This window comes from Virgibacillus sp. AGTR (assembly GCF_016919725.2).
In the GTDB taxonomy this organism is placed as follows: domain Bacteria; phylum Bacillota; class Bacilli; order Bacillales; family Amphibacillaceae; genus Virgibacillus; species Virgibacillus salarius.
Genome location: NZ_JAJERH010000076.1, coordinates 1 through 21,156 on the forward strand (window position 1 = coordinate 1; position 21,156 = coordinate 21,156).

The window sequence follows — 21,156 nt, forward strand, 5'->3', positions numbered from 1 at the left end:
CATTGATTGTTGTTTTTGTATCATTGTATCCACCCGCTCTATCTTAGTACTTTTATTGTAACTAAAAAAAGATATGAATCCCATAATAAAATGGAAATCATATCTTTTTTGGACTTTTTCAGTGGCCTCCTTAACTGAGTCGGTTTTTTTCGTTACGCTTATTAATAATGGTCAACCGATCCCCGAGTTTTCCCTTTGATCGCGAATAAGATCGACTGATATCCTGTTAGATGCTCCGTATCACCCAAATCGGCAGCCATAACGTTTTCATAATTCGTTTTCGCCTTCCCATCTATAGGAACGAGCGGGGTTGCAAAAAAGCAAGCGATAATAATGGCAAGCGACATCACACCACCAACCAGCATCATACTCCGAAATGTATTCGATTCCAGCATTAGCTTTCACCTGTCCTTTCACGTACCTTATACATCGGGCTCACCTCTCACACGGCTGGCGCTCATTCCGGTCACCGACGGCTTAAAAAACGATGTTCCACCGATGCTTCCGATCTGTCGGGTGAGAACGTAATGAATTGTCGTTCCATAACGGGCCTGGTCATCACCTCTATCATAATAGACGGTCGAACCGTCCTCTTGCGCCTTGTATTCCCTGATAAAAAGTCCGCTTGATTTCACGCTTTCATCAGCGCGATCAGAAGCAAACAAGCATGGAGCATTATCCTTCGAACTCTCGACAATGCATCCACCGTAGGAGGCTTTCGCCTTTTGATTCAGCGCGATTTTCGCTTCTTGTGTTAGTCCACCGTGGCGCTCAATTTGATAGTTCACATCCTGCTGAAAACTGTTAATTTCGTTGAGTTTAAACATAAAGACGACCGCCACGGTGATAAACATGACACTGACCATCCCAATGAACCACTTGGCGTATTCCATCACAGCACCTTCAAGCATACGTACGCACTCCTTTCTGTTTTTTGGTAGATATTACCATTATAACCCCCAGTCACCACTTTTACGACAACCTGGGAAGAATCATATATGTTTGTTTGTTACATAAGGTCGGAGCTCACGTATAATCACGTAAACTAGTAGATATTCAATCAGAGTCGTCACTTGCCGCCTCTTTATCATCTTCTTGATTTGATGGCTTTGATTCTTCTAATTGTGACGGAGTATCTCCATCGACCGCGTTTTCCTTAATTTGCTCGGCACTCTGTATTTGTGCTGAGGGGTTCATCACCCCGCCATTGAAATCTAAGTCCTTGAAATTATCAATCATGAGCCCTACACCAAGCCCTGCGACAAGAATAAAACTCGACATAACTACTTTCGTAGGGAACATGACAAACCGACGCAATTTCATCTCGATGATTTCATCGATGGCATTCATCATATCCTCACTTGCCATACGACCAAGCTCGTCGATAACTGAGACGTCAAACGTAGAATGTTGGAAGTCGTAAATCGTGGACATGAACAAATGACTCATATCCGTACCTGATGATCTTTCGGCAAAATCCGTGAATGGATCAAGACTTTCCGGATTATCTCCCATCTCCCCCATTAATTGATACAAACTGCGCTTATCGGCTTCATCATCCGTTCGCTGTAGGATCTTGTTAAAAATTGTATACAGCGCCGTCGTTCGACGCTTTAAATAAGGAATCACCAGACGTGTGAATTTCGAAAAGTTCAATTGGCGCTGGAATTTCCACGCCTTATAGAACCTATCTACCTTTTTTGCCTGCATCTTGTAAAACACAACTCCAAAAATAGGTCCGGTAAGATAGAGCCAAACGTGGACAAATGCACCTGTAACACACCCGATAAGAACGATGAACAGAGAGAACAGTGCTCGTTTTCGCTGGAATTTGTCGATGTTTTTCGTTGTATCCCCCATCTCTCGGAGCTGATGATACAACTTGTCCTCAGCGAACCTTTCCCATATTGACGGCTTGAATTCCGTTCCTGGGTCCGCTTTGATTTTCTTGCCTTTTCTCACTCTTGCTCTATTCTTCTCCTGATTATCCTTTCGGGCTTTTTCCTGTTTTCTTACTCGCTTTGCCTGTTTTAATTCTTTGCGCTTTGTCGGCTTGCGGGGCGAACGCTCGGACACACCGGTTGTACTCGTAGCACCAGTAACTTGACGCATAAACGCAAGACTCCCTTCTGATTAAAATTTCGTACCTTTATTTCTTACGAATTTCCATGACCGAATCGTCGAACAGATACCCAACAAACTGCTTGAAAAACATTGCCAACATGAGAAGATACAGTCCGCTCGAAATATAACCGACCGGATGCCTTGCAAAAGCATTTAAATACGTTTCAAAACCAAAACTTACGGCAAGTGCAATGATGAGGATACCAGTAATGATGATCAACTGTTTCATGTCCCGCAAATGCCCGATTTTGGCTTTTTCATAAGCGTCCTGCTTCTTACGGATGTCGTTATGGTACGTCTTAATGTCCTTGAGTGTATCCATATTTGTCTTTCCTTCGATCATCGCTGTTTCCAACTGCTCCAGATACTGAAGAAAAATCACGTCGTCATCATATTGATCACTAAACCAATTAACCGATTCCCGCATCCGTTCATTGTCGGCGCCAATCAACATCGCATGAAATCGTTTCAGATCTTCTTTGAACTCCCCGTCCGCTCTCGATGTGACCTTTCGTATGGCCATCAAGACCGTCTGATTATCGTCAGTAAGCACCTGCGTGATATTGTTCAGAAATTTGTTGCGCTGGTTAAACGCTTCGTATTCATACTGTTTTTTAATCGATTGAGGAAGCAAAAATGACACCCCGTAGATTACCCCGATAATGACACAGACAATCGATACCCAACCGTTATATAAGAGCAGAAAAGAAAACACTCCAAACAGCCCCGCAGGAAGCCCTACATAATTCGCAAAATCCTTTACGCCAAGCTTACCGCCATAAGCGACACGGTAAGCCCTTAGTTCATCTACATTCAGCGATTTCTTCTTTTTGGTTGCTATCGCCACGACATCTCTCTCCTTTCTTATACGTCTTCCTGACTCAATTGTCGGCGCTTTTCGTTCACAATGTCTGATACGGATAGACTCTGCGCTTTCGTCTTCGGATTAGACGGTGGGCGTTTCGGCGGTTTTTTTGGCTTTTCTTCTTCATTCTGAGCATTAGCACCTACACCAATGTCCTGCAATATACGATCGATATCCGCCCCGAGATCGGTGTTGTCTTCTTTTGGTTTCACCGGACGAGACGTCCGATGCCTATCGTTGTTTTCCACCCGTTGTTTAACTTGATTGATTTTCCTCGACGCTACACTCGATGAAGGAGAGGATGAGTCGACTTCTGGTGCGATGTATCCGTCCCTGTCCGTACGGTAATCCAATCCTTCTCCGTTTTCGTCCGAGTTGTACGTTAATTTCTCCCGACCCATCAAGACGTCAAGCGTCGTCCCCATTGCCTTGATCTTCGCGTGGTCTGGACGTCCTGTTTTATCCAAAGGAATCGATGATTCAAACGTATGTGTATCTTTATCTGGATTATAAGGTCGCTCGGATTTGAAATTTGCTGGGAAATTCATCTCCACCATGGATTCTTCCATTTTGTCTTTAAACTTCTGGGAGACATCGAACGTCTCGAATTGGAAAACCCCGTCTACAAAACGTTGCTTAAATACGGTTTGATCCCCGTCTGGATTGAACTCGATAACCTCAGACAAATAACGAATAACATGACCGTGATATTTTGCCTTCCGTATATGTATCCCGAAATCGAAATACATACGGATGTCCTGCTTGAGCGCCTCTTCAGACAATTCATATCCCATCTTCGCCATGTTGATAAAACGGGAAGGGATAGCTCTCGCTTCTGTTGCGTGCAAACTCGTAATGATTGAGTGCCCGGAAAGTACCGCCTGAATCATCTCGTAGGCTTCTTGACCACGTGTTTCTGTGACCATAATCCAAATTGGGTGGTTACGAAGTCCCGCTTTAATAAGATGGGTAACGCTGACTCCGTCCGAAGTGACCCAGGAAAACACGTCTTTGTCCTTAAACATTTCCTTCATAAACGTTTCTGGCGTATCTTCGATTAGAAGAATCCGATCGTCAAATGGGATGAACCCGGAAATTAATTTGTGAAGCTCTGTTTTCCCCGTCCCTGTCGTCCCTGATATAACCATGTTTGCTTTCACGATGGCAGCCGCCCGAAAAAAGTCGTACATGAACATCGGAGCAAACCCCTCGAAATTGTCTTTCGTAAGGGCAAGCTTTGGCCGCACCACACGGAGCGACATCGTCGTTCCTGACTCTGGCGCTGTGTTCTGCGCATGTACGGCGTTGATACGTACGTTCTGGAAACGTCCGTCGAAAATCGGACTTTTCGCTGTAAATTCCTTGTTGTTGGCGTTAGCAAACTTGTTGACGAGACGCACGATATACGCCTCCGATATTTCAAAATTCGTATCAAACCGCTGTTTGCTGTCATTTGTCTCAACAATCAATTCTTTTCCGTTGTAGCCGATATCCGTGATGGACGGGTCCTGAAGAATTTCCTCGATAACACCCGTTCCAATGGTTTCACGAACAACATAAGCAATCACCTCGGGATTGTCTTTGGTTGCCTGCTTATGATCTCGTTTCACGATACGTTCCAGCCTCGCGCGCACATCCTGGTCGAGCATCCCTTGCACGACCAAATCTGCGTGTGTTTCAATAAGAGATTTCCGTATATTTTCGACCTCAGTCGAGCTAATCAACTCATGAGGCTCCACTTTTTCCTGTACCTGCTGTTCTCTCTTTTTACCTAAAGCCATTTGCATCTGCATCCTTTCTATTCGTCTATTTAAACAGATTCGTATCGATCCATTCCGGTTCTGATATAGATAAACCGGTGTGCACTTATAAATTGAAAAATTTTCCATTTTTATACCTTGACCCTATTATACGACACAAACGACTGTGTGTATAGTGTTTTAGTTATTGATTCAACGACACATCTGTGTCACCTGTACAGGATGTTCAATACTTTTTTGTGTGACATTTACTTATGACAAAATATGTACTACTGTTCTGGAGTCAAATTAAACTAAAAAAGAACCCGACCGATATGTTATCAGTTAGGTTCTGAAAAACTAGTTATTGGGTATAGACAAAACGGAAATTTGTACGTTAAAACTGAAAACCTTGATATAATAAAAGATATTCCATTAACATTCATTTTTGTTACATTGAGTTACCTTAAAGGAACTTCTAAAATAGAGGTATATTTCAGTAAGGCAATCAAGTCCGTAGTATATTAATCTGGTAATAAAAAATTAAATTTGATATCTTAATAATTAAGAGGTGGAATTTATGTCCCGAAAAAATTATTTAATTACATATGCATTTCTATTCGTTGTATTTTACCTTGCTGTTATGCTATTTAAATACGAAACTAATGATAATTTAGATTGGTTAAAAACATTTTTATTTATGTTTTGTATTTCTTTTATATATCTTTTATTAAGACAAACAAAAAAGAAATGAACGTTGCACTCTTTTTGTAAGCTCCAATACATTTGATCTGTATCTATCCAAAAGTTAATACTATTCCATAGGTACCTCCTTTAGCCCTATTTACTGGTGGTATAAATCTTATTAATAGAGGGGTCCCGCCAACCAAATGACATAAAACCCACGCTAAAACATTTTTTGGAAGTTGAATTTCCTACGTTAAGGATTTGTAGATGAAAAAAGCTACCTTTTCAGTTTTGCAAAAAAGGTAGCTAGGGTGTATCACTTCTAATTTATTGTAACTCGTAGCACGTAAAGTTCTTCTTCAACAACATCCATCTGAAGACGCAATGTTTACATGCATCTTCTCCCCCTTTTACACTTGTTGGCTAGTTAATATACTTAAGTTGATGGGCATGTGCGGTGGCCACTACTAATTAGTTTTTACGATCGCTGGCACATTAATTCTAGTTGTTTGATTAGTATCTATATCAGTAATATTTAACTGACTTGAAGAATAATAATTCGCTTTATAAGTACCATCATCAATCTTATAGTTCATTTCATCAGGTGCATTATAAGACCATCCATTATATTCACTCTTTCCTTTAGTTAGGAACCAGTCACCGATTACCATATAATTAAATGGAACCTCACCTTTATTTGGTGAGAAATAGGCCATACAATTAGGAGTCCAGCCTTTAAGTGTACCATAAAACCCTAATTTACCTACTGCCTCACCTTCAGTAATTAGATAAGTAACTTTAATACTCTGTCCAGGTTCGACGGTTATTTTTTGAGATGGTATTTTAATAGTATTACTTTCGGTTGTTGTTTGTGATTTAGATTCTCCGTACTTATATACTGCAGATAATTCTGTTTTTGTACCACCAACTAAAGGGATTTTAAACTCTGAGGTAGCCTTCAATCCGAAATCGGCACTGTTCGTATGAGTTAAAACTGTAGAATATGTTCTTGTAAAAGATCGTTCTGGAGTTAATAATTCTCGTGGTTTATTTGTGTTATTAGTGAGAAGCTCCTCTGTAGCTATAACATTATTAGTACTAGACTGTATTGGATCTCCGATACTTTTTACAAATTGATTTTCCATCCATGCTGCTACATGCCAATCTATTGGATGAGGAGCAAAATAACCTTGTACATACTCTTTGTAGTATTCATTTGAGCTATTAAAATAACGAGACTTTGAAAACTGCTGATTGTATGGATATTCAATAGCTAGATTATTTCCATTGCGCAAATCATACGACAGGTCAGACCATCGGTGTTTTAACTGAGTGTATGCATCACTATCAGCGTAACCAGACTTCATGTTTATCATCTCCTTTACTAAACATTGTACCAAAAACCATTAGAAAAATTTGGATGTAATCGCATTTTCTTCAAAAAAATAATTGGTACAAAAAGAAATCGGCCGGAGTTAAATAGTATGCTAGAATTTCTTCGTCTAGAAGGTACAGTTGTTGTAACAGATTTAACTCGATTATCACTTTCTACAAAAGATTTCATTGAAATTACGGAACAAATTTCTCACAAAGGAGCGTACTTGAAAAGTTTAAATGAATCATGGATACAACAACAGCACATGGAAAAATGTTGTTTACTATTTTCCTGTACATGTCGTTGATGGCCACCTTCACCATGAGACCGATTTAGCGATTGAAGAACATTATACAGATACTGCTGGTTATACTGATCAAGTTTTTGGCTTAGCCCATTTATTGGGTTTTCGTTTTGCACCGCGTTTACGAGTTTTAGCTGACTCAAAGCTTTACACGATAGGAAAATCTAGTGATTTTCCACAACTAGAAAATCATTGCGCGGTCAAATCAATGTAAATGTTATTCAAAAAAAATTACGATGATGTATTACGATTAGCTCATTCTATTCAGAAGGGTACTGTATCTGCTTCTCTTATTATGGGAAAGCTTGGTTCTTACGCTCGGCAGAATAGCTTAGCTACAACACTTCGTGAGATGGGAAGGATTGAAAAAACAATTTTCGTTTTAGATTACATCTCAAGTGAAACATTAAGAAGAAAAATTCATCGTGGATTAAATAAAGGTGAAGCTATAAACTCTTTGGCTAGATCTATTTTTTCGGAAAACGTGGCGAGTTGCGTGAACGTGCGCTTCAGGATCAACTTCAAAGAGCTAGTGCATTAAATATTATTATTAATGCCATTAGTATATGGAATACGCTACATTTAACCAAGGCAATAGAATATGAACAAGAGAACGGTGTCTTGCATGAAGAATTGTTACATCATATTTCACCGCTTGGCTGGGAACATATCAACTTCCTTGGTGAATATAAATTCAAATTTAAGCAATCAACTACATTAGAAACATTACGACCACTCCGAAAGTAAAACACAAAAGCCGAAATTCCTTAACGTGGGAAAATCGACTTTTTATCTTCCAGAAAATGTCTTATCGTGGGTTTTATGTCATTTGGTTGGCGGTACCCCATAAAGAAGAAAGCCAAAATGCTTATAAGCATGCAATTTTTGTGAAAAATAGTGAAGTAGCAAATGTTACAAGCTAATTATTAAATAACCCTCTATTGTTTCATCATTATTTTTTGAAAATCTTCTGCCTTAAGCATCTGCAAATCCTTCTCATCTGGATTATGATGTTGAAAAAGACGGACGGAAAGATTTTGGACTGCAGCATTAAACAAATTCCTTACATACCGTCCATTCCCTGATTTACCACTATTTATTTCTTCTCTAAATAATTCTTTGATAATCGGATTGCATTTCTGGTCAATAACATAGTTTTCCGCCTCAGCCATTCCTATTAAAATTTCAAACATTTCTTCCTCCGTATAATCCTTAAATTCAAATGTATACGGAAACCTTGATTCTAAACCCGGATTAATAGCGAGAAAATCTTCCATTTCCTTGTTATATCCTGCCACGATGACAACTAAATTTTCGCGGTAATCTTCCATTGCCTTCATAATAGTTGATATAGCTTTTGAACCAAAATCTTGCGAATATCCGTCAGCTAGTGTGTAAGCTTCATCAATAAAAAGAACTCCACCAAGTGATTGCTTAATAACCTTCTCCGTATTCTTTTCTGTATGACCTATATAAGCTCCTACAAGTTTACTACGATCCGTTTCCACCAAGTGTCCAGATTTAATAATGCCTATTTCTTTTAAGAGCATTGCTATTATTCTAGCAAAAGTCGTTTTCCCAGTACCCGGGTTCCCTTTGAAAACCATATGTAGTGATTGCCCCTTCGCTGTCCCTAAACCTTTTTCTCTTCTTTGTTTTTGGAGTTTAACTTGGGCTCCCAGCGTTCGAATATGGTTCTTAATTTCCTCGTTTCCAACGATTGTAGAGAGTTCTTTTTCTAAATCAAATTTTTCTGCTTTCTGGACTACAATATCTTCTGGAAGTATCATTTTTAATTCATCTGCATTACGATCAGGCGTTTTGACAAGCCTTTTCGATTGTTGATCAATAATTTGTTGTAGCATCTTGTCTACTGCTCTTCCATTTCCAACATCATTTCGGCCAGAAATTTGTATGGAGGAATACAGCGATGACCTTGTAGTTATTTTAGCTGGGTATACCGATGAAATGGAAACGTTTATGGAATCTAACAGTGGACTCCGATCTCGTATAGCTACGACTATGCTTTTAACAAGTTCGTCAACAGCTTCAATACCAAAATCAGATTCATTTGTACGTGTAAGAGAATAAGCTTCATCAATGAACAAAACACCACCAATGGCTTGTTGAATTACGCCGTTTGTTTTTGGCGCAGTGTGCCCTATATGTTCACCGACTAAATCCTTCCGGGTTACTTCTATCAAATGGCCTTTCGACACCATTCCAAGAGCTTTAAATATATCTGCCATGATTCTAGCAACTGTTGTTTTTCCTGTTCCGGGATTACCAGTAAAGAGCATGTGTTGATTGTGAAAATTTGTATTCTGGCCAATCTCAATACGCTCTAACTGTATGATAATATTATCTTTATATTGAGTAACTTTATCTTTGACTGCGTCTAAACCAACTAAGTTATCCAAATCTTTTTCTGCTTTTTCTAATAAATAAACATCCATTTGATTTTTTTCCTGCTTAATAGAAGCATCTTCATTCTCTTGGGCCATCTCAGCCACTTCAAGCCGTTGCGCTCCTTCAATAGAATTAATAACTTCTTGAAGTTTTTCTTGTTGTTGTTTTTCGGTATTTAGCTTCTTTTCTAGGTAGCGAATTGTGAAGTATATTCCAGAATCCTCCGTAATTTGTTCGTCATGTGTATTTCTATTGAAATAAGCACTATAATAATCCAACATTATACTCGGTTCTATATTCCCTAAATTATAGGGTGGATAAAATATAACTTGAACATATTCATGTTCATACGTTATTTTCCATTTATCTACGTATTCACTACGATTCAGCTCATTAAATCTATTTGTAATGTCTACAACATTACGTTTGAACCGATCCAGATCGCTATTTTTACCTAAAAACCCTAATAATGTCTGCAATCCCATAACCAATAATCCAGCAGATAAAAAATAAATGAAAAATAAAAACACAACACTCGTAAGCACTTCCCCAAAAGCCATGGCAACTGAAATGAATGTGGACAGACATAACAGCGCAGCAAGAATCAAACTAAGCAATAAAACTTTTTTATTTGTAGCAAAGTATCCTACGAAAATTGGCCGGAAATATCTAAGACTCGGATAATCAGTAAATAATTTATCAGACCTATCTTGGGAAGAAAATTTGTTGATTTGAATAGATTTCATTTGTAGCTCTTCATCTGGCTTTTCCCTTAAGTGGTCTATCGCTTTATTTATAATAAAATTATATTGATCTCTCTTTGTCTGTTGCATCTTCTAATTCATCTCTCCTTTTGTATGTTTTATATTCATCATTATATCATCGTATAGTCTATATCAAATAAAAAGGTAATCCAAAGTTTAATTGCATCTAGATCTTAGGCTGTAAACTTTTCTACACATAAAACACCATCCTTACTGTAAGGATGGTGTTTTTTTCATTTTGGTAAAGTCATTCTCCTTAAATTTATAGGCATGTACCGAGCGCCCTATATAAGAGCTGATAGTTACTTATTTTTATCACTTTTTATAATAACAAATCCGTAGATACTCATCAAAATGTAGTAACAAGCAACCCAAGAAAAAGCTTCATTTAAATCATCTCCGCGAATGAATGCAAAAATTTCCCATGATATAAAATAAGTAATTGGTATAATGACATAATATCTTATAAATTGTTTCTTTAATTTATCCAAAAATAAACACCTTCTTATAAGTAATGTTTATATTTTTACTTGCTTTTTCTCCACACTTACCATTAATCAACCCCACAGTAACAAAAATACCTGGTATAGAACCCTTCACACCTAATTTAATTAACTTTTATTTTTGATTGATCTAATCAAGTACTTCTATTAGAGTAAATGTTCTATCTTCAAAACGTTCAACTGGGATAAACTCATAAAAACCATACTCTAAATCAAGATCGCTTAATTTTCTCCCCGATTTCAAGGCTAATTCTCTTGCTTGATCATTGTCGAAAATAATATCATCGTTAGAATTACTATGAATAAGATAAGTTTCTCCTTTTTTAAATACCCCAATATCTCGGTTACATAGCATATTATAGCCTTCTAACTCCATAAATTCGCATTTCATTCCGTTTTCATTTATTTGGTAGAACCCTAAATATGGGTGAATGTCTAAATCAAACGCGATCTCTGAATTTGGCATATTACCATCCTTTCTATAGCAATTCATATTATTTATTTTTTATTCTTTCGTTTTTGGGGTCGATGAAAATGATAGACACATCATTATCTATTAATTTGTTAATTTGATATTGCAATAATGAATAGTATCCCATCTCTGTCCTTCCAGTATTTTTTCTAATATCGTTATTTGCTGTCCGCAATTTGATGTTTTTAGGTCCCATATGTTATAGCCCGCTCCTTTTTATCCCATTTTCTTTATTATACAAAATTTTCCAGTAAAAAAGAAGCCCCAATAGTGGGGCATTCTACTGATTTGACAACGTTTTATACAAATGTTTACCAATCAAACGGATTGTCCTCTTGTGGTATTGGATGAAGCAGTATTTCGTCTTCCTCTGGTGTTTCTGAGTCTGTATGATGAAACATGTACGCATACACATAAACGGAACCGTTCACATCGATTCGCATGCGGTGAGAACCAATTGGTTCGCTACTTTGAAAAGCCATGTTGTATGTTCCAAGTGCATCCACCCATACAGGAATGTAAAGCTTATGACCGGCATTAATTGCCTCACCATTTATGCTGCCATTTGCTTTCTGCTGTTGGGTAAACGTATACCCTGTATGTTGCTCCAAGAATACGCGTGGGAGCTGGTACGTAACCCGTGACGTATCATCGTCGAGAGACTCTTGTTTACGCAACAGATTTATCGCGATGGTATCGCCGTCCTCATACCTCCGATCGCTATCATAATAAGCAAGGCTCCTATCGATCAACGGATAATCCGCGGCTACATTCGCATCTACCGTACTATTAACATTCATGACGCGCGCCACATCCGCTAACTTTTCATTTCCGTAGGCTATCTCCGCTGTCACCTCAATACCATATCCTGATTTCACTCGCGGTGTAGGTTCATATGATACACCCACCGTTTCGGTATATTCCTTCATGTTTTCTCCTAATTTGCGCTCCGTCATCACAACGCCCGTGAACGGTTTCTCGGTCGTGATAACCCCTTCTTTTGCTGTGTGACCGTCAGTATCAATCACACGAACATTATCTTTCACACGAATATGATGTTTATTATATTCAGCAATAACTGCTTCGTAGTTACGCACCGCATCTTTTCGCAGTCCATCATCTGGGATTTTCATATTAATTGTGTCAGCGATATCTTTTAACGCAACCTTTTTTGTCTCCACGCGCGTTTTGGTACCATCATGCTTTTCATATAATTCAATTTTGATGATGTCATCATCGTACATACCAACATCATTCTTAGTTTTTATATCCAACCGCACCGGTAATCCGGCATCTGCTTTATCCGTATAAATCTGTATTTTTTCCATGCCGATATCGGTGCGTGGCAACTTAACCGTCGTTTTAACATCATTTGTAGACTTTTCTTTTCCATCAACCGTCACCGTCGCTGTGTTCTTAATGATGAAATGATCATCACCATCCGCATAATCAAGCAATTTCGGAGAACTATCTACAGTTACATCCATGACAAACCGATAATCCTTACCGTAAAAACCCTTATTGGATAAGGTGCTACCCTTTGCTGTAGCGGTTATCGTTTGTCCATGAGTACGAATTGTAAAACGGCTTGTCACATCCTTATCGTCCGAATTATACACCTTCACATCATCAATCGATAGCGCACCATGAATCACATCTTTCATGACATAAGAATCATAGAAGAACTTTGGATATTCTGATGGAACGGTATGATAAACCTCGTACGTAAAACTATCTGGCGCCGTAATAGTGGTTGAGTCTCTCTGCTTCCCACTTCCATCGATAATTTTTTTGGTTGGGTCCAGCACTTCCGTTCGGACTGGCTTTTCACTGATATAGCCGAAATATTGCCCACTCGCTTCATTTCGCCAATTTAATGTACGATCAAAATTATAATATTGATTGTTTGATGACGGACGAGACCAGTCTTTGTGCCATTCGAAGTCGAACTCATATCCGCTAACCAGCATCGTAATAATCCCGCGCTCATCATCGGGATCCAATGCTTGATTGAATCTCGCTCCGATATTCGTTTTACCGCTTCGCTTCCAGTAACTCACCCAAGAATTACCATAAGCGTAAATCTTATCGATTTTATTTATCATGTTTGAGTCAAACGTCATAAATTGGTTGGCATCCAAGTCATTCACGGTCATATACGAACCTGTCAAATCCGTTGCCGGTTTTCCTGTATCGCTATACTTATACGTTCCTCTAAGTGACACATATTCATATCCACCCTGCTTGAATCCAATATGCGTATCATAAAAGAGGAAAAATTCGCCACCATTAAACCCTGCTTCTTCCCAATCATCGACGATCAATTCAAAATCTAACGATTTGCCCTTATATGTGCCGACATTCGTATAAAGGGCTTTGATCTTTCCTTTCTTATTATTGCTCGGCTCTACGAACAAATCACGACCATTATTGCTTTTTTTCGTGGTGGCTCCGCTTAGAATTAGTTCAGATTTACTACCAAATTGCGCAATTACGGCATATTTGCTACTAGCCACATCATTATCTTTGGGAACATCGGCATGACCATCTAAAATATCTCCAACAGTAACTGCGGCAGACACGTTCGATGTAAAAATCAGTACACCGAGCATCCCCACACTGAACACGAACCATCGAAACCATAATTTACATTGCCTCTGCATTGGTATACAACCTCCTTCAATTAATACGGCATCACTCAGCATTTGATTTACTTGCAGCATCCACGGCTATCGTAGAGGTATATGTCCATTCTCCTACCCTGTCCCCTTTTTCGTGGACCTTCACGCGAATTGCCTGGATCGGTCGACCTGTCATGTACGCCATATGATCTTCGTTTGGAACGTCTGAGCCTGTACCTCCGATGACATATGTCGGAGAAGAAACCGTATGGTTTTCAACATTATCGAAATGTTCATCTTCAGTATCGAACATATAATCAAACTGGACGGTGTCTCCTTTGTTATAAATCATAACGAGACGCTCCCACATTGCCGGTTCAAACGTCTCAGACAGCAGAAGCGACCCTTCATACAACCGCGATCTCTGGTCCACCTCGGAAACAGACGTCGAAAGAATCGCATCATTAAGCTGCAGGGTATCGTCATCCCTTTGGAACATATCCGTGTACCAGATGACAAGCAGGCTCAACAGTGCAAGAAATAGGAACATGAGTAGATAAATCTTCGGCGCATCCCTTAGCATCGTACGTCACCTCTTTTTATTCGTCTGTTCACTTCATAAAAAAAGAAGTCCTTTCGGTAGGACTCCTTTTTGTACAAGCAATGAATTGTTACGGCTTATGAGCCCTAGCTCAAACCGGAATTGTTATCAATATCGGTTATCATCTCATTCGCCTGGCCAAAAATGTTATCAAGTAACGACGGGATGACCGCGTCGTCATTGAAGAACAATACATCTCTAAAAATGAACGTAGCTCCTGCGATTAAGATAGCGGCAACGATAACGGCTCCGATCATGAAATATGATCTGTCTGTGTTTGACTCTAACATTAGACCCTCACCCACCTTTATTCTGGTCTTTGTCTTATGACCTATAATTATCATATAATTCCATATAATGGAAGTCAATAAAAGTTGATAAAAACCGAATTTGAAATGTTAAACAAATCACTTGTAAATTACTGGACATATAGTTGTTTTTATGATTTTTATTTGATGTTTGACTAAAAAATAGACGAAGGACCGAACCCTTCCCAGGTCGGTCGTTCCGCCAATCTTTTTACCATCTGCCTTATCTCCCAATTAAGCTTGCTCACTTTGAATTATAACGCTGCAGGTGCAGCTTTCACTGCGGTCGTTACCGCACCCAACAATTTCGCACGGGTTGCAATAGCCGTAATCACTCCGATGTTCAACGTGTTAATAACAGCCGGTAGTATCGAGTCAATTATATCGTGCAACCATTGATTAACGCCGGAAATGATTTCGTCCATAGACCAATTTGCAGGGTTTATCCATGACAGATCAATCGAACTGAAATCAATCAACGGGATGTTCTCTGCACTACCGCCGAAAATCGAACCAACCACCCGCACAATGTTATCTTCGACAAAACCGCCGGCACAACGCAGAAGGATCACAACAAGAAGGAAAAGTACAGCCGACGCTACCATTGTATTTCTCGATTTTAGTACCATCTCACCCCCACCCCTCTCTGCGTGCTTTATTTTAAAAAGACGCCGTATATTTGTAAAAATTTATCAAATATAACATAAAATACAAGTCTTTTCACAATTATAGCACAAATTAATGCCCCAATAACCTTTTAAACATCAAATTTTACCATATGCTATGACACATTGTTGAACACCTGATGATATGTTAAACAAAACGGGATGTGTGGGTAACACGGTTCGTCTGGACCCTTTTCCTGACAACAAGATCACACCCTATTATCAGGGGGCTTGGAGACTCGAAAATTCAGGAAAGGTGTATCGCCAACAAACCGCGGTTATCTTAACCAGTCATAATGGATGACTTTACAGTATTCAATGTAAAGTCATCCATTTTTTTGTTTCTTTAAAGACTATTCGGACACGGGGGATATGATCCTGGTACTTCAGGGTTTGATTTAGTGGAAAAAGACCTAACGTTAGACATAACCAAAAAAGTTTACGCCGTGTTAAACGAAAGCAGCATGGAAGTCCATATGACTAGAACCACAGATACCTTTATATCCTTAAGCGAACGGGCACGTATGGCCAATGCCTATGGTGCCGATTTGTTTGTCTCTCTCATCATAACGCCGGAGGAGGGGAAGGTTTAGAGAGTTATATTTATCCGGGATTCCGTAACACCAAAACCGGGGAAATTCAGCGTGTGATCCATACATCTGTCATGGAGTTTTATGCACAGTATAATTTGCGGGACAGAGGGAGAAAGGAAGCTAATTTTGCGGTTCTTCGGGAAACCAACATGCCAGCCATATTGCTGGAAAATTTATTTTTGGATTCTGTGGTGGATACGAACTATTTAAAGCAGCCTTCTTTCGTAAAGGGATTAAGTTTAACCATTGCTAAAAGTATATTAATCGCTGTTTAGATAAGTTTTTGGCAAAGTACTGAAAAGTGATAGACGGTTGAATTTCAACATGATCCTCTCTCTTTATAAAAAAGAAGAAGATGGAAATGGGTTTTGGACTACAATCAGAACTCGTTCAGGATATGTTTGTAGCGACGATCATTTCAATAGAACTTTCACCAATATTGCTAAAGAATACACCCATGAGGGTTTTAGTTTATTTCTATTCTGTAGAATTGGGTAAGATAATATTTGGAAAGGAAAGGACTAACTAAAAAATGTCCTTTTTTTACTTGTTGAGTATATCTATATTCCAGATGAAAAAGAGAATTTTAGAACACTCACTGCAGGAAAACAAGCATCCTTTTCCCCTTTTGTTATATCAGTTTTTGCAAAACAGGTTGTTTTATTTTAGTTTCGTTCCTCTTTACTTAATATGGGGCCCATCCAAATAAGATAATGAGAGGGATTGAAATTTATGGACAAAATGGTATTAGAAGTACAAAAGTGGTTGAACAAAACTTACACAGGAAAGACTGGGTATACACCTATACCTGAAGATGGAAGAACAGGAAACACAACTGTGGATGCATTAATTATCGGCCTTCAAATCGAAATTGGAATAGATTCTCCTGTACCTAATTTTGGGCCAAGTACAAGAGAAAAGTTCCCTGGATTATCTAGACAAGATAATAATGAAGAGCCAACAAATCTAAACAGAATTCTCCAAGGCGGATTTTGGTGTAAAGGATATAACCCAGGTGGGTTCACAGGTAATTTCTTTGGGCATACAGAAGATAAAGTTAAGGAATTTGAAACTCACGTTGGATTGAATCCAACTGGATATGTAGATGCTAAATTGATGGAAGCAATATTAAATACTGATGGTTTTAAACAATCAGATGGATATCCATCATATATTAGAACAATGCAGCAATTACTAAACAGAAATTATAGTAAATATTTCGACTACATTCCAACAAATGGGATATATGAAAGAAAAACTAACAAAGCTATTATCTATGCTCTACAACATGAAATTGGTATTGGACATATTGCGAATGGTCATTATGGACCTAGTACACAATCTAACACTCCAACCCTAAGACTGGGGAATGAAAATAGAGAACAAAATAGAATTCTTCAATTCGCATTAGCAGCTAATGGATATTATCAAACAGGTCTATATGACGGTAATTATGGGGAATCTGTAGAATCAGCAGTAAGAGAATTCCAAGAATTTATGACCCTTCCTGCTAATGGGGTTGCTGATATGCCAACCATCAAGCAATTGCTAACGAGCAATGGGTATACCGGACGGGTGGCAATCGCTTGCGATGCATCTACGGTTATTAATCAAACAACTGCTAATACCTTGCTTAATTATAATTACCAGATTATCGGTCGCTATTTAACAGGATATGTAGGAACTGGAGCCGAACGTCGTTCAAAAGCAATGACTCAAGAGGAACTAAACGTTCTTGCAGTAAACGGTATACGTGTCTTCCCTATATATCAAGATGGTGGGTGGTATGCGGAGTACTTCAATTATGAGCGAGGATTCAGTGATGGACTTAGAGCTACTGAGGCGGCTGAACGATTAGGATTTCCTTATGGCACAACTATATATTTTGCAGTTGATTTTGATGCGTATGATTTTGAGGTCACTAACTTAATTCTTCCTTATTTAAGAGGAGTAAAACAAGCTTTAAATTCAACAGCTGGCGAATCCGGTCTTAATAAGTATAAGCTAGGAGTATATGGACCAAGAAATATTTGTATTCGAGCATATGGTGATTCAATTGTGAATGCAGAACATAGTTTTGTTGCAAATATGTCAACAGGATTTAGTGGTAATTTAGGATATCCAATGCCAACAAATTGGTCCTTCAGCCAATTTTACGAGACTACTATTGCGGATGGTATTTCTGGCTCACTTAGAATTGACAAAAATGACTATTCAGGAAGAGATACTGGTGTAAGTAGTGTTAATCCTCCTTCTGAAGAGAATCCAGTAAGAAAGAAATTATACGATGAAATGCTAGACTTAGGCGGCTGTTTATCTGGATTCTTTTCAGATCCAAATGCTTTTGGAGCCAAATTTAACTTTAATGAAAGAATAAAAGTCTTCGATACTCTTCTTTATAAAATTTATATTGAGGCAGAGACTAGCTATGAATTAAATAGTGATGCTAACAAAGTAATTCAAGTAACCGACAGTAACGTTAGCTATAATATAAAAGATTTAATTGGTAGCGATTTATATGGCAATTTAAGTGCAGGTAGAATTAAGGATTATAAGCGTCAACTAGATGATTTGGCTATAACTATAGGGAATGGTTGGATTGAATTTTCCTCCGATATAACTTCAACTGTTCATACAATAAAAATTACTGCTTACAAAGACAAGATAGAAGTAGATGGACAAGCTGTAGAATTAGCAGTATCTGTTATTCATGAATATTATACAAATACAGGTGCTCCAGAGTATACCCCTGTGAGAGAAATTATAGAGAAAGCTGAATGGGTAGCTCTTGGCTTAGCAGCTGCAAGACTTGCAATTAGAATTCCTGCTTATACAAATCCTGTTGTTGGAACTATAGCTCTACTAGTATCCTTCATTATAGGAGCTGCGGATGCTGACGATGTTCTTGAAGAAGATGAATAATAAAAAAGTGTAGGGAGAGCCTACACTTTTTTATTTACTCCTATATTCTCTAAGAAATCTTCAACTAGATCAATTTTACTACCTAATTTTAGTTGATGCACAATATTTTTATTCTCTATGAATATAAAAATATTCTCATTTTCCCTAATATAAAAATCCACATCTTGCCATAGATTCTTTATTTCTTTCTTTTGATCATTAATAAATTTGATTTTAATAGATTCGTTAGTTAAAATAGCTTGCCTTTCTCCTACAAACCCAACTTTGTTGTTAATTATAGCCTTTTTATTATTTTTCTTAATATCGTCTAAGCCAGTTTTATACATAAGAAGAGAACCCAGGATTATAAAAATCATGTATATTCCGGCAGGTGTTCCTGGAGAAAATTTATCGATTAGAACACAAATCAATATAGGAATAGGAATCGCAACTGATATAACCCTAAATTTTTGCTTTTTATCATATTTACTAAATTTGTACAAACTTTCTACAAACTTATCTATATCCTCCTCATTAAGTGAGTAATTTAATTTAATTTCCATAAAAACTCCCTCTATAAGTTATTTTAAATTTTCACTATTCCTCTAAACACTTCATACGGGTTTCACACTATACAAGCTAACTTACCGATGATACGCCTTCCAATACGCACTTCAACTTCTTTTTTAACAGTAATGGCAAAGAATTTGGAAGAGCTAATGAAGGTTATATTCATTAACATTTCCCATGGAATTGAAAGTTTTTATGTCACACATTGAGTTAGAAAGATTATTGGAAATAACTTTGCTTATCATATTCTTTCACTAAATATTCCCTTTCTTGTTCTTTCGTTAATCTATCTGTTGCTCTCCCTATTGTTCCTTCATTCTTACTCCAGATAAAATTACGCTCATCAACTATTTTCGAAAAATCCTCATTTCCCCAGCGCCCTAATACTTCCCTATATTTTATCCTCTCCAAGATCATATTTTGTTTTTTTAATCCTTCCAATAACCAGTGAATTGGTTTTGGGTGCATTTCAAAGTGTTCCCCATTCATCGGAGGTACCACTGACCAATGCAAAGAATGTTTAATCCAAACTCCAAGGAAGTGTGTAAAAAATGCGATGTTTGGTTTGATGGGTCTGTGTATGACTTATGCTGGAAGAAGTAGACCAGAAGAACTTTACAGTGACCCCAAAATATAGAAATTAATTTTAACCTTTCAATCTACTGACCTAAAGGTAAAACTCAACTATTTTAATCCTATCACAAGATTATTTTCTCATGTGATATTTTGCTAGAACATTACATAAAAAGTCTAAAATATATACGTAAAAAAGACAGAGCATAAAAACTCCGCCTTTTAAGATAAGGATGCACTTGTAACCTATTCCCTAGTAATGGCACCTTACATCAATGACCCATGTTACCGTTATCTTCGTTAAGTGGTTCTACTACTTCTCCATTTTTATCCGTTACTATACTGTCGGTTTCTTTATTAGCTTTAGTAGAAAACGAATAATACGTGAAAACACCAAAAATAATAATGCTTATTGTTATTAATACAATAGTACTTCTCTTTTTCATACATAGCTCCTTTCTAACATGTCATAGAATTACTTTATTGCAGTTACCTTATATGTTTGTCCTGCATTTGGATTATCTACAACAAAATAGAAGTAATGATCTGTGATAAGTGTATAGGGTGATCCACTCAAAGGAAGGTTATAAGATTCAAATACGTCACCAGGATACCCAACCCAAGTGTGTATATTGACACCAAAACCTCCTTTCTTAAAAGTGAGTTTGAATTTGCCAGAAGCGTTGTTTGTTGTAAATGAATAACCGCTATACCTACGTCCGGATGCAGAAAACTCACTTGATTGGTAGGATTGTGAGTTGTTAAGATATTTAACTTTTGTTGGTAGGCCTGCACCTAGAAGCGATATTGGTGGCTGAACAATTGGTTCAACTAAATTGCCCTCATTGTCATATATAGTTACTTCTGGTTGAATTTCATCCTCTGAATTAGTTTCTTCAGCAAAAACTGTGGTGCTACCAAGTATGAATGAAATAAACAATAACCCCAAAATACTGCCTAACATTCTCTTTTTCATTACATGTCATCTCCCGAATTTAAAAATATTTTAAGATTTAGTTAATTATAACATGGTCAGGTTCAGATGGAAACCCTCCCTAAAGTAGACATTTTTAAAATACCAT

The 21,156-nt window shown here is 37.9% G+C and carries 18 protein-coding genes and 3 pseudogenes; 5 read left to right on the forward strand and 16 right to left on the reverse strand.

Features of this window, described 5'->3' with window-relative positions; translation table 11 throughout:
* Positions 1-161 precede the first annotated feature (161 nt).
* From JUJ52_RS19225 to JUJ52_RS19245, 5 genes are all read right to left on the reverse strand, one after another.
* Entirely contained in the window at positions 162-395 is a 234-nt protein-coding gene (locus tag JUJ52_RS19225; protein ID WP_228089107.1) for a hypothetical protein, read from the reverse strand.
* 27 nt (positions 396-422) lie between these two features.
* Positions 423-911, reverse strand: a complete 489-nt coding sequence (locus JUJ52_RS19230) for a hypothetical protein (RefSeq protein ID WP_228089108.1) — start codon at positions 909-911, stop codon at positions 423-425.
* A 145-nt stretch (positions 912-1,056) separates the two neighbouring features.
* A complete protein-coding gene (locus JUJ52_RS23615; RefSeq protein WP_308036056.1) occupies positions 1,057-2,112 on the reverse strand; it encodes a hypothetical protein in 1,056 nt (351 codons plus the stop codon).
* A 37-nt stretch (positions 2,113-2,149) separates the two neighbouring features.
* Complete coding sequence (locus JUJ52_RS19240; protein WP_228089109.1) at positions 2,150-2,971, reverse strand: hypothetical protein; 822 nt, start codon at positions 2,969-2,971, stop codon at positions 2,150-2,152.
* Between the two features lie 17 nt (positions 2,972-2,988).
* Positions 2,989-4,770: a CpaF/VirB11 family protein gene (locus JUJ52_RS19245; RefSeq protein ID WP_228089110.1), complete on the reverse strand. Its 1,782-nt coding sequence runs from the start codon at positions 4,768-4,770 to the stop codon at positions 2,989-2,991.
* Positions 4,771-5,308: 538 nt separating this feature from the next.
* Between JUJ52_RS19245 and JUJ52_RS19250 the strand changes: the two genes are divergently transcribed.
* Positions 5,309-5,482, forward strand: coding sequence for a hypothetical protein (locus JUJ52_RS19250; protein ID WP_228089111.1), 174 nt, complete (start codon positions 5,309-5,311; stop codon positions 5,480-5,482).
* Positions 5,483-5,882: 400 nt separating this feature from the next.
* Here the strand turns inward: JUJ52_RS19250 and JUJ52_RS19255 are convergent, their stop codons facing one another.
* Positions 5,883-6,782, reverse strand: coding sequence for an ETX/MTX2 family pore-forming toxin (locus JUJ52_RS19255; protein ID WP_228089112.1), 900 nt, complete (start codon positions 6,780-6,782; stop codon positions 5,883-5,885).
* 24 nt (positions 6,783-6,806) lie between these two features.
* On the opposite strand from JUJ52_RS19255, the pseudogene JUJ52_RS19260 reads away from it, so the two are divergent.
* A pseudogene (locus JUJ52_RS19260) lies at positions 6,807-7,081 on the forward strand (recombinase family protein); the annotation flags it as partial.
* Between the two features lie 47 nt (positions 7,082-7,128).
* Positions 7,129-7,841 (forward strand): annotated as a pseudogene (locus tag JUJ52_RS19265) (Tn3 family transposase).
* A 191-nt stretch (positions 7,842-8,032) separates the two neighbouring features.
* Here the strand turns inward: JUJ52_RS19265 and JUJ52_RS19270 are convergent.
* From JUJ52_RS19270 to JUJ52_RS19295, 6 genes are all read right to left on the reverse strand, one after another.
* Entirely contained in the window at positions 8,033-10,336 is a 2,304-nt protein-coding gene (locus JUJ52_RS19270; protein ID WP_228089113.1) for an AAA family ATPase, read from the reverse strand.
* Between the two features lie 233 nt (positions 10,337-10,569).
* Positions 10,570-10,758: a hypothetical protein gene (locus JUJ52_RS19275; protein ID WP_228089114.1), complete on the reverse strand. Its 189-nt coding sequence runs from the start codon at positions 10,756-10,758 to the stop codon at positions 10,570-10,572.
* Between the two features lie 142 nt (positions 10,759-10,900).
* On the reverse strand, positions 10,901-11,236 hold the full coding sequence (locus JUJ52_RS19280) for a hypothetical protein (RefSeq protein WP_228089115.1): 336 nt from the start codon (positions 11,234-11,236) through the stop codon (positions 10,901-10,903).
* Between the two features lie 317 nt (positions 11,237-11,553).
* Positions 11,554-13,905, reverse strand: a complete 2,352-nt coding sequence (locus JUJ52_RS19285) for an isopeptide-forming domain-containing fimbrial protein (RefSeq protein WP_228089116.1) — start codon at positions 13,903-13,905, stop codon at positions 11,554-11,556.
* A gap of 31 nt (positions 13,906-13,936) precedes the next feature.
* Complete coding sequence (locus tag JUJ52_RS19290; RefSeq protein ID WP_228089117.1) at positions 13,937-14,215, reverse strand: hypothetical protein; 279 nt, start codon at positions 14,213-14,215, stop codon at positions 13,937-13,939.
* Between the two features lie 811 nt (positions 14,216-15,026).
* Complete coding sequence (locus JUJ52_RS19295; protein ID WP_228089118.1) at positions 15,027-15,401, reverse strand: hypothetical protein; 375 nt, start codon at positions 15,399-15,401, stop codon at positions 15,027-15,029.
* A 437-nt stretch (positions 15,402-15,838) separates the two neighbouring features.
* Between JUJ52_RS19295 and JUJ52_RS19300 the strand changes: the two are divergent.
* Together JUJ52_RS19300 and JUJ52_RS19305 are read left to right on the forward strand one after the other, a co-directional pair.
* Positions 15,839-16,305: pseudogene (locus JUJ52_RS19300) on the forward strand (N-acetylmuramoyl-L-alanine amidase).
* A gap of 457 nt (positions 16,306-16,762) precedes the next feature.
* A complete protein-coding gene (locus tag JUJ52_RS19305) occupies positions 16,763-18,952 on the forward strand; it encodes a glycoside hydrolase domain-containing protein (RefSeq protein WP_228089119.1) in 2,190 nt (729 codons plus the stop codon).
* 20 nt (positions 18,953-18,972) lie between these two features.
* Here JUJ52_RS19305 and JUJ52_RS19310 read toward each other — a convergent pair whose 3' ends face one another.
* The 4 genes from JUJ52_RS19310 to JUJ52_RS19325 all read right to left on the reverse strand — a co-directional run bounded on the left by JUJ52_RS19310 (position 18,973) and on the right by JUJ52_RS19325 (position 21,050).
* Positions 18,973-19,494, reverse strand: coding sequence for a hypothetical protein (locus JUJ52_RS19310; RefSeq protein ID WP_228089120.1), 522 nt, complete (start codon positions 19,492-19,494; stop codon positions 18,973-18,975).
* Positions 19,495-19,720: 226 nt separating this feature from the next.
* On the reverse strand, positions 19,721-19,990 hold the full coding sequence (locus tag JUJ52_RS19315; protein WP_228089123.1) for a DUF6241 domain-containing protein: 270 nt from the start codon (positions 19,988-19,990) through the stop codon (positions 19,721-19,723).
* Positions 19,991-20,346: 356 nt separating this feature from the next.
* Entirely contained in the window at positions 20,347-20,520 is a 174-nt protein-coding gene (locus tag JUJ52_RS19320; RefSeq protein WP_228089121.1) for a hypothetical protein, read from the reverse strand.
* 29 nt (positions 20,521-20,549) lie between these two features.
* On the reverse strand, positions 20,550-21,050 hold the full coding sequence (locus JUJ52_RS19325) for a hypothetical protein (RefSeq protein ID WP_228089122.1): 501 nt from the start codon (positions 21,048-21,050) through the stop codon (positions 20,550-20,552).
* Positions 21,051-21,156: the final 106 nt, after the last annotated feature.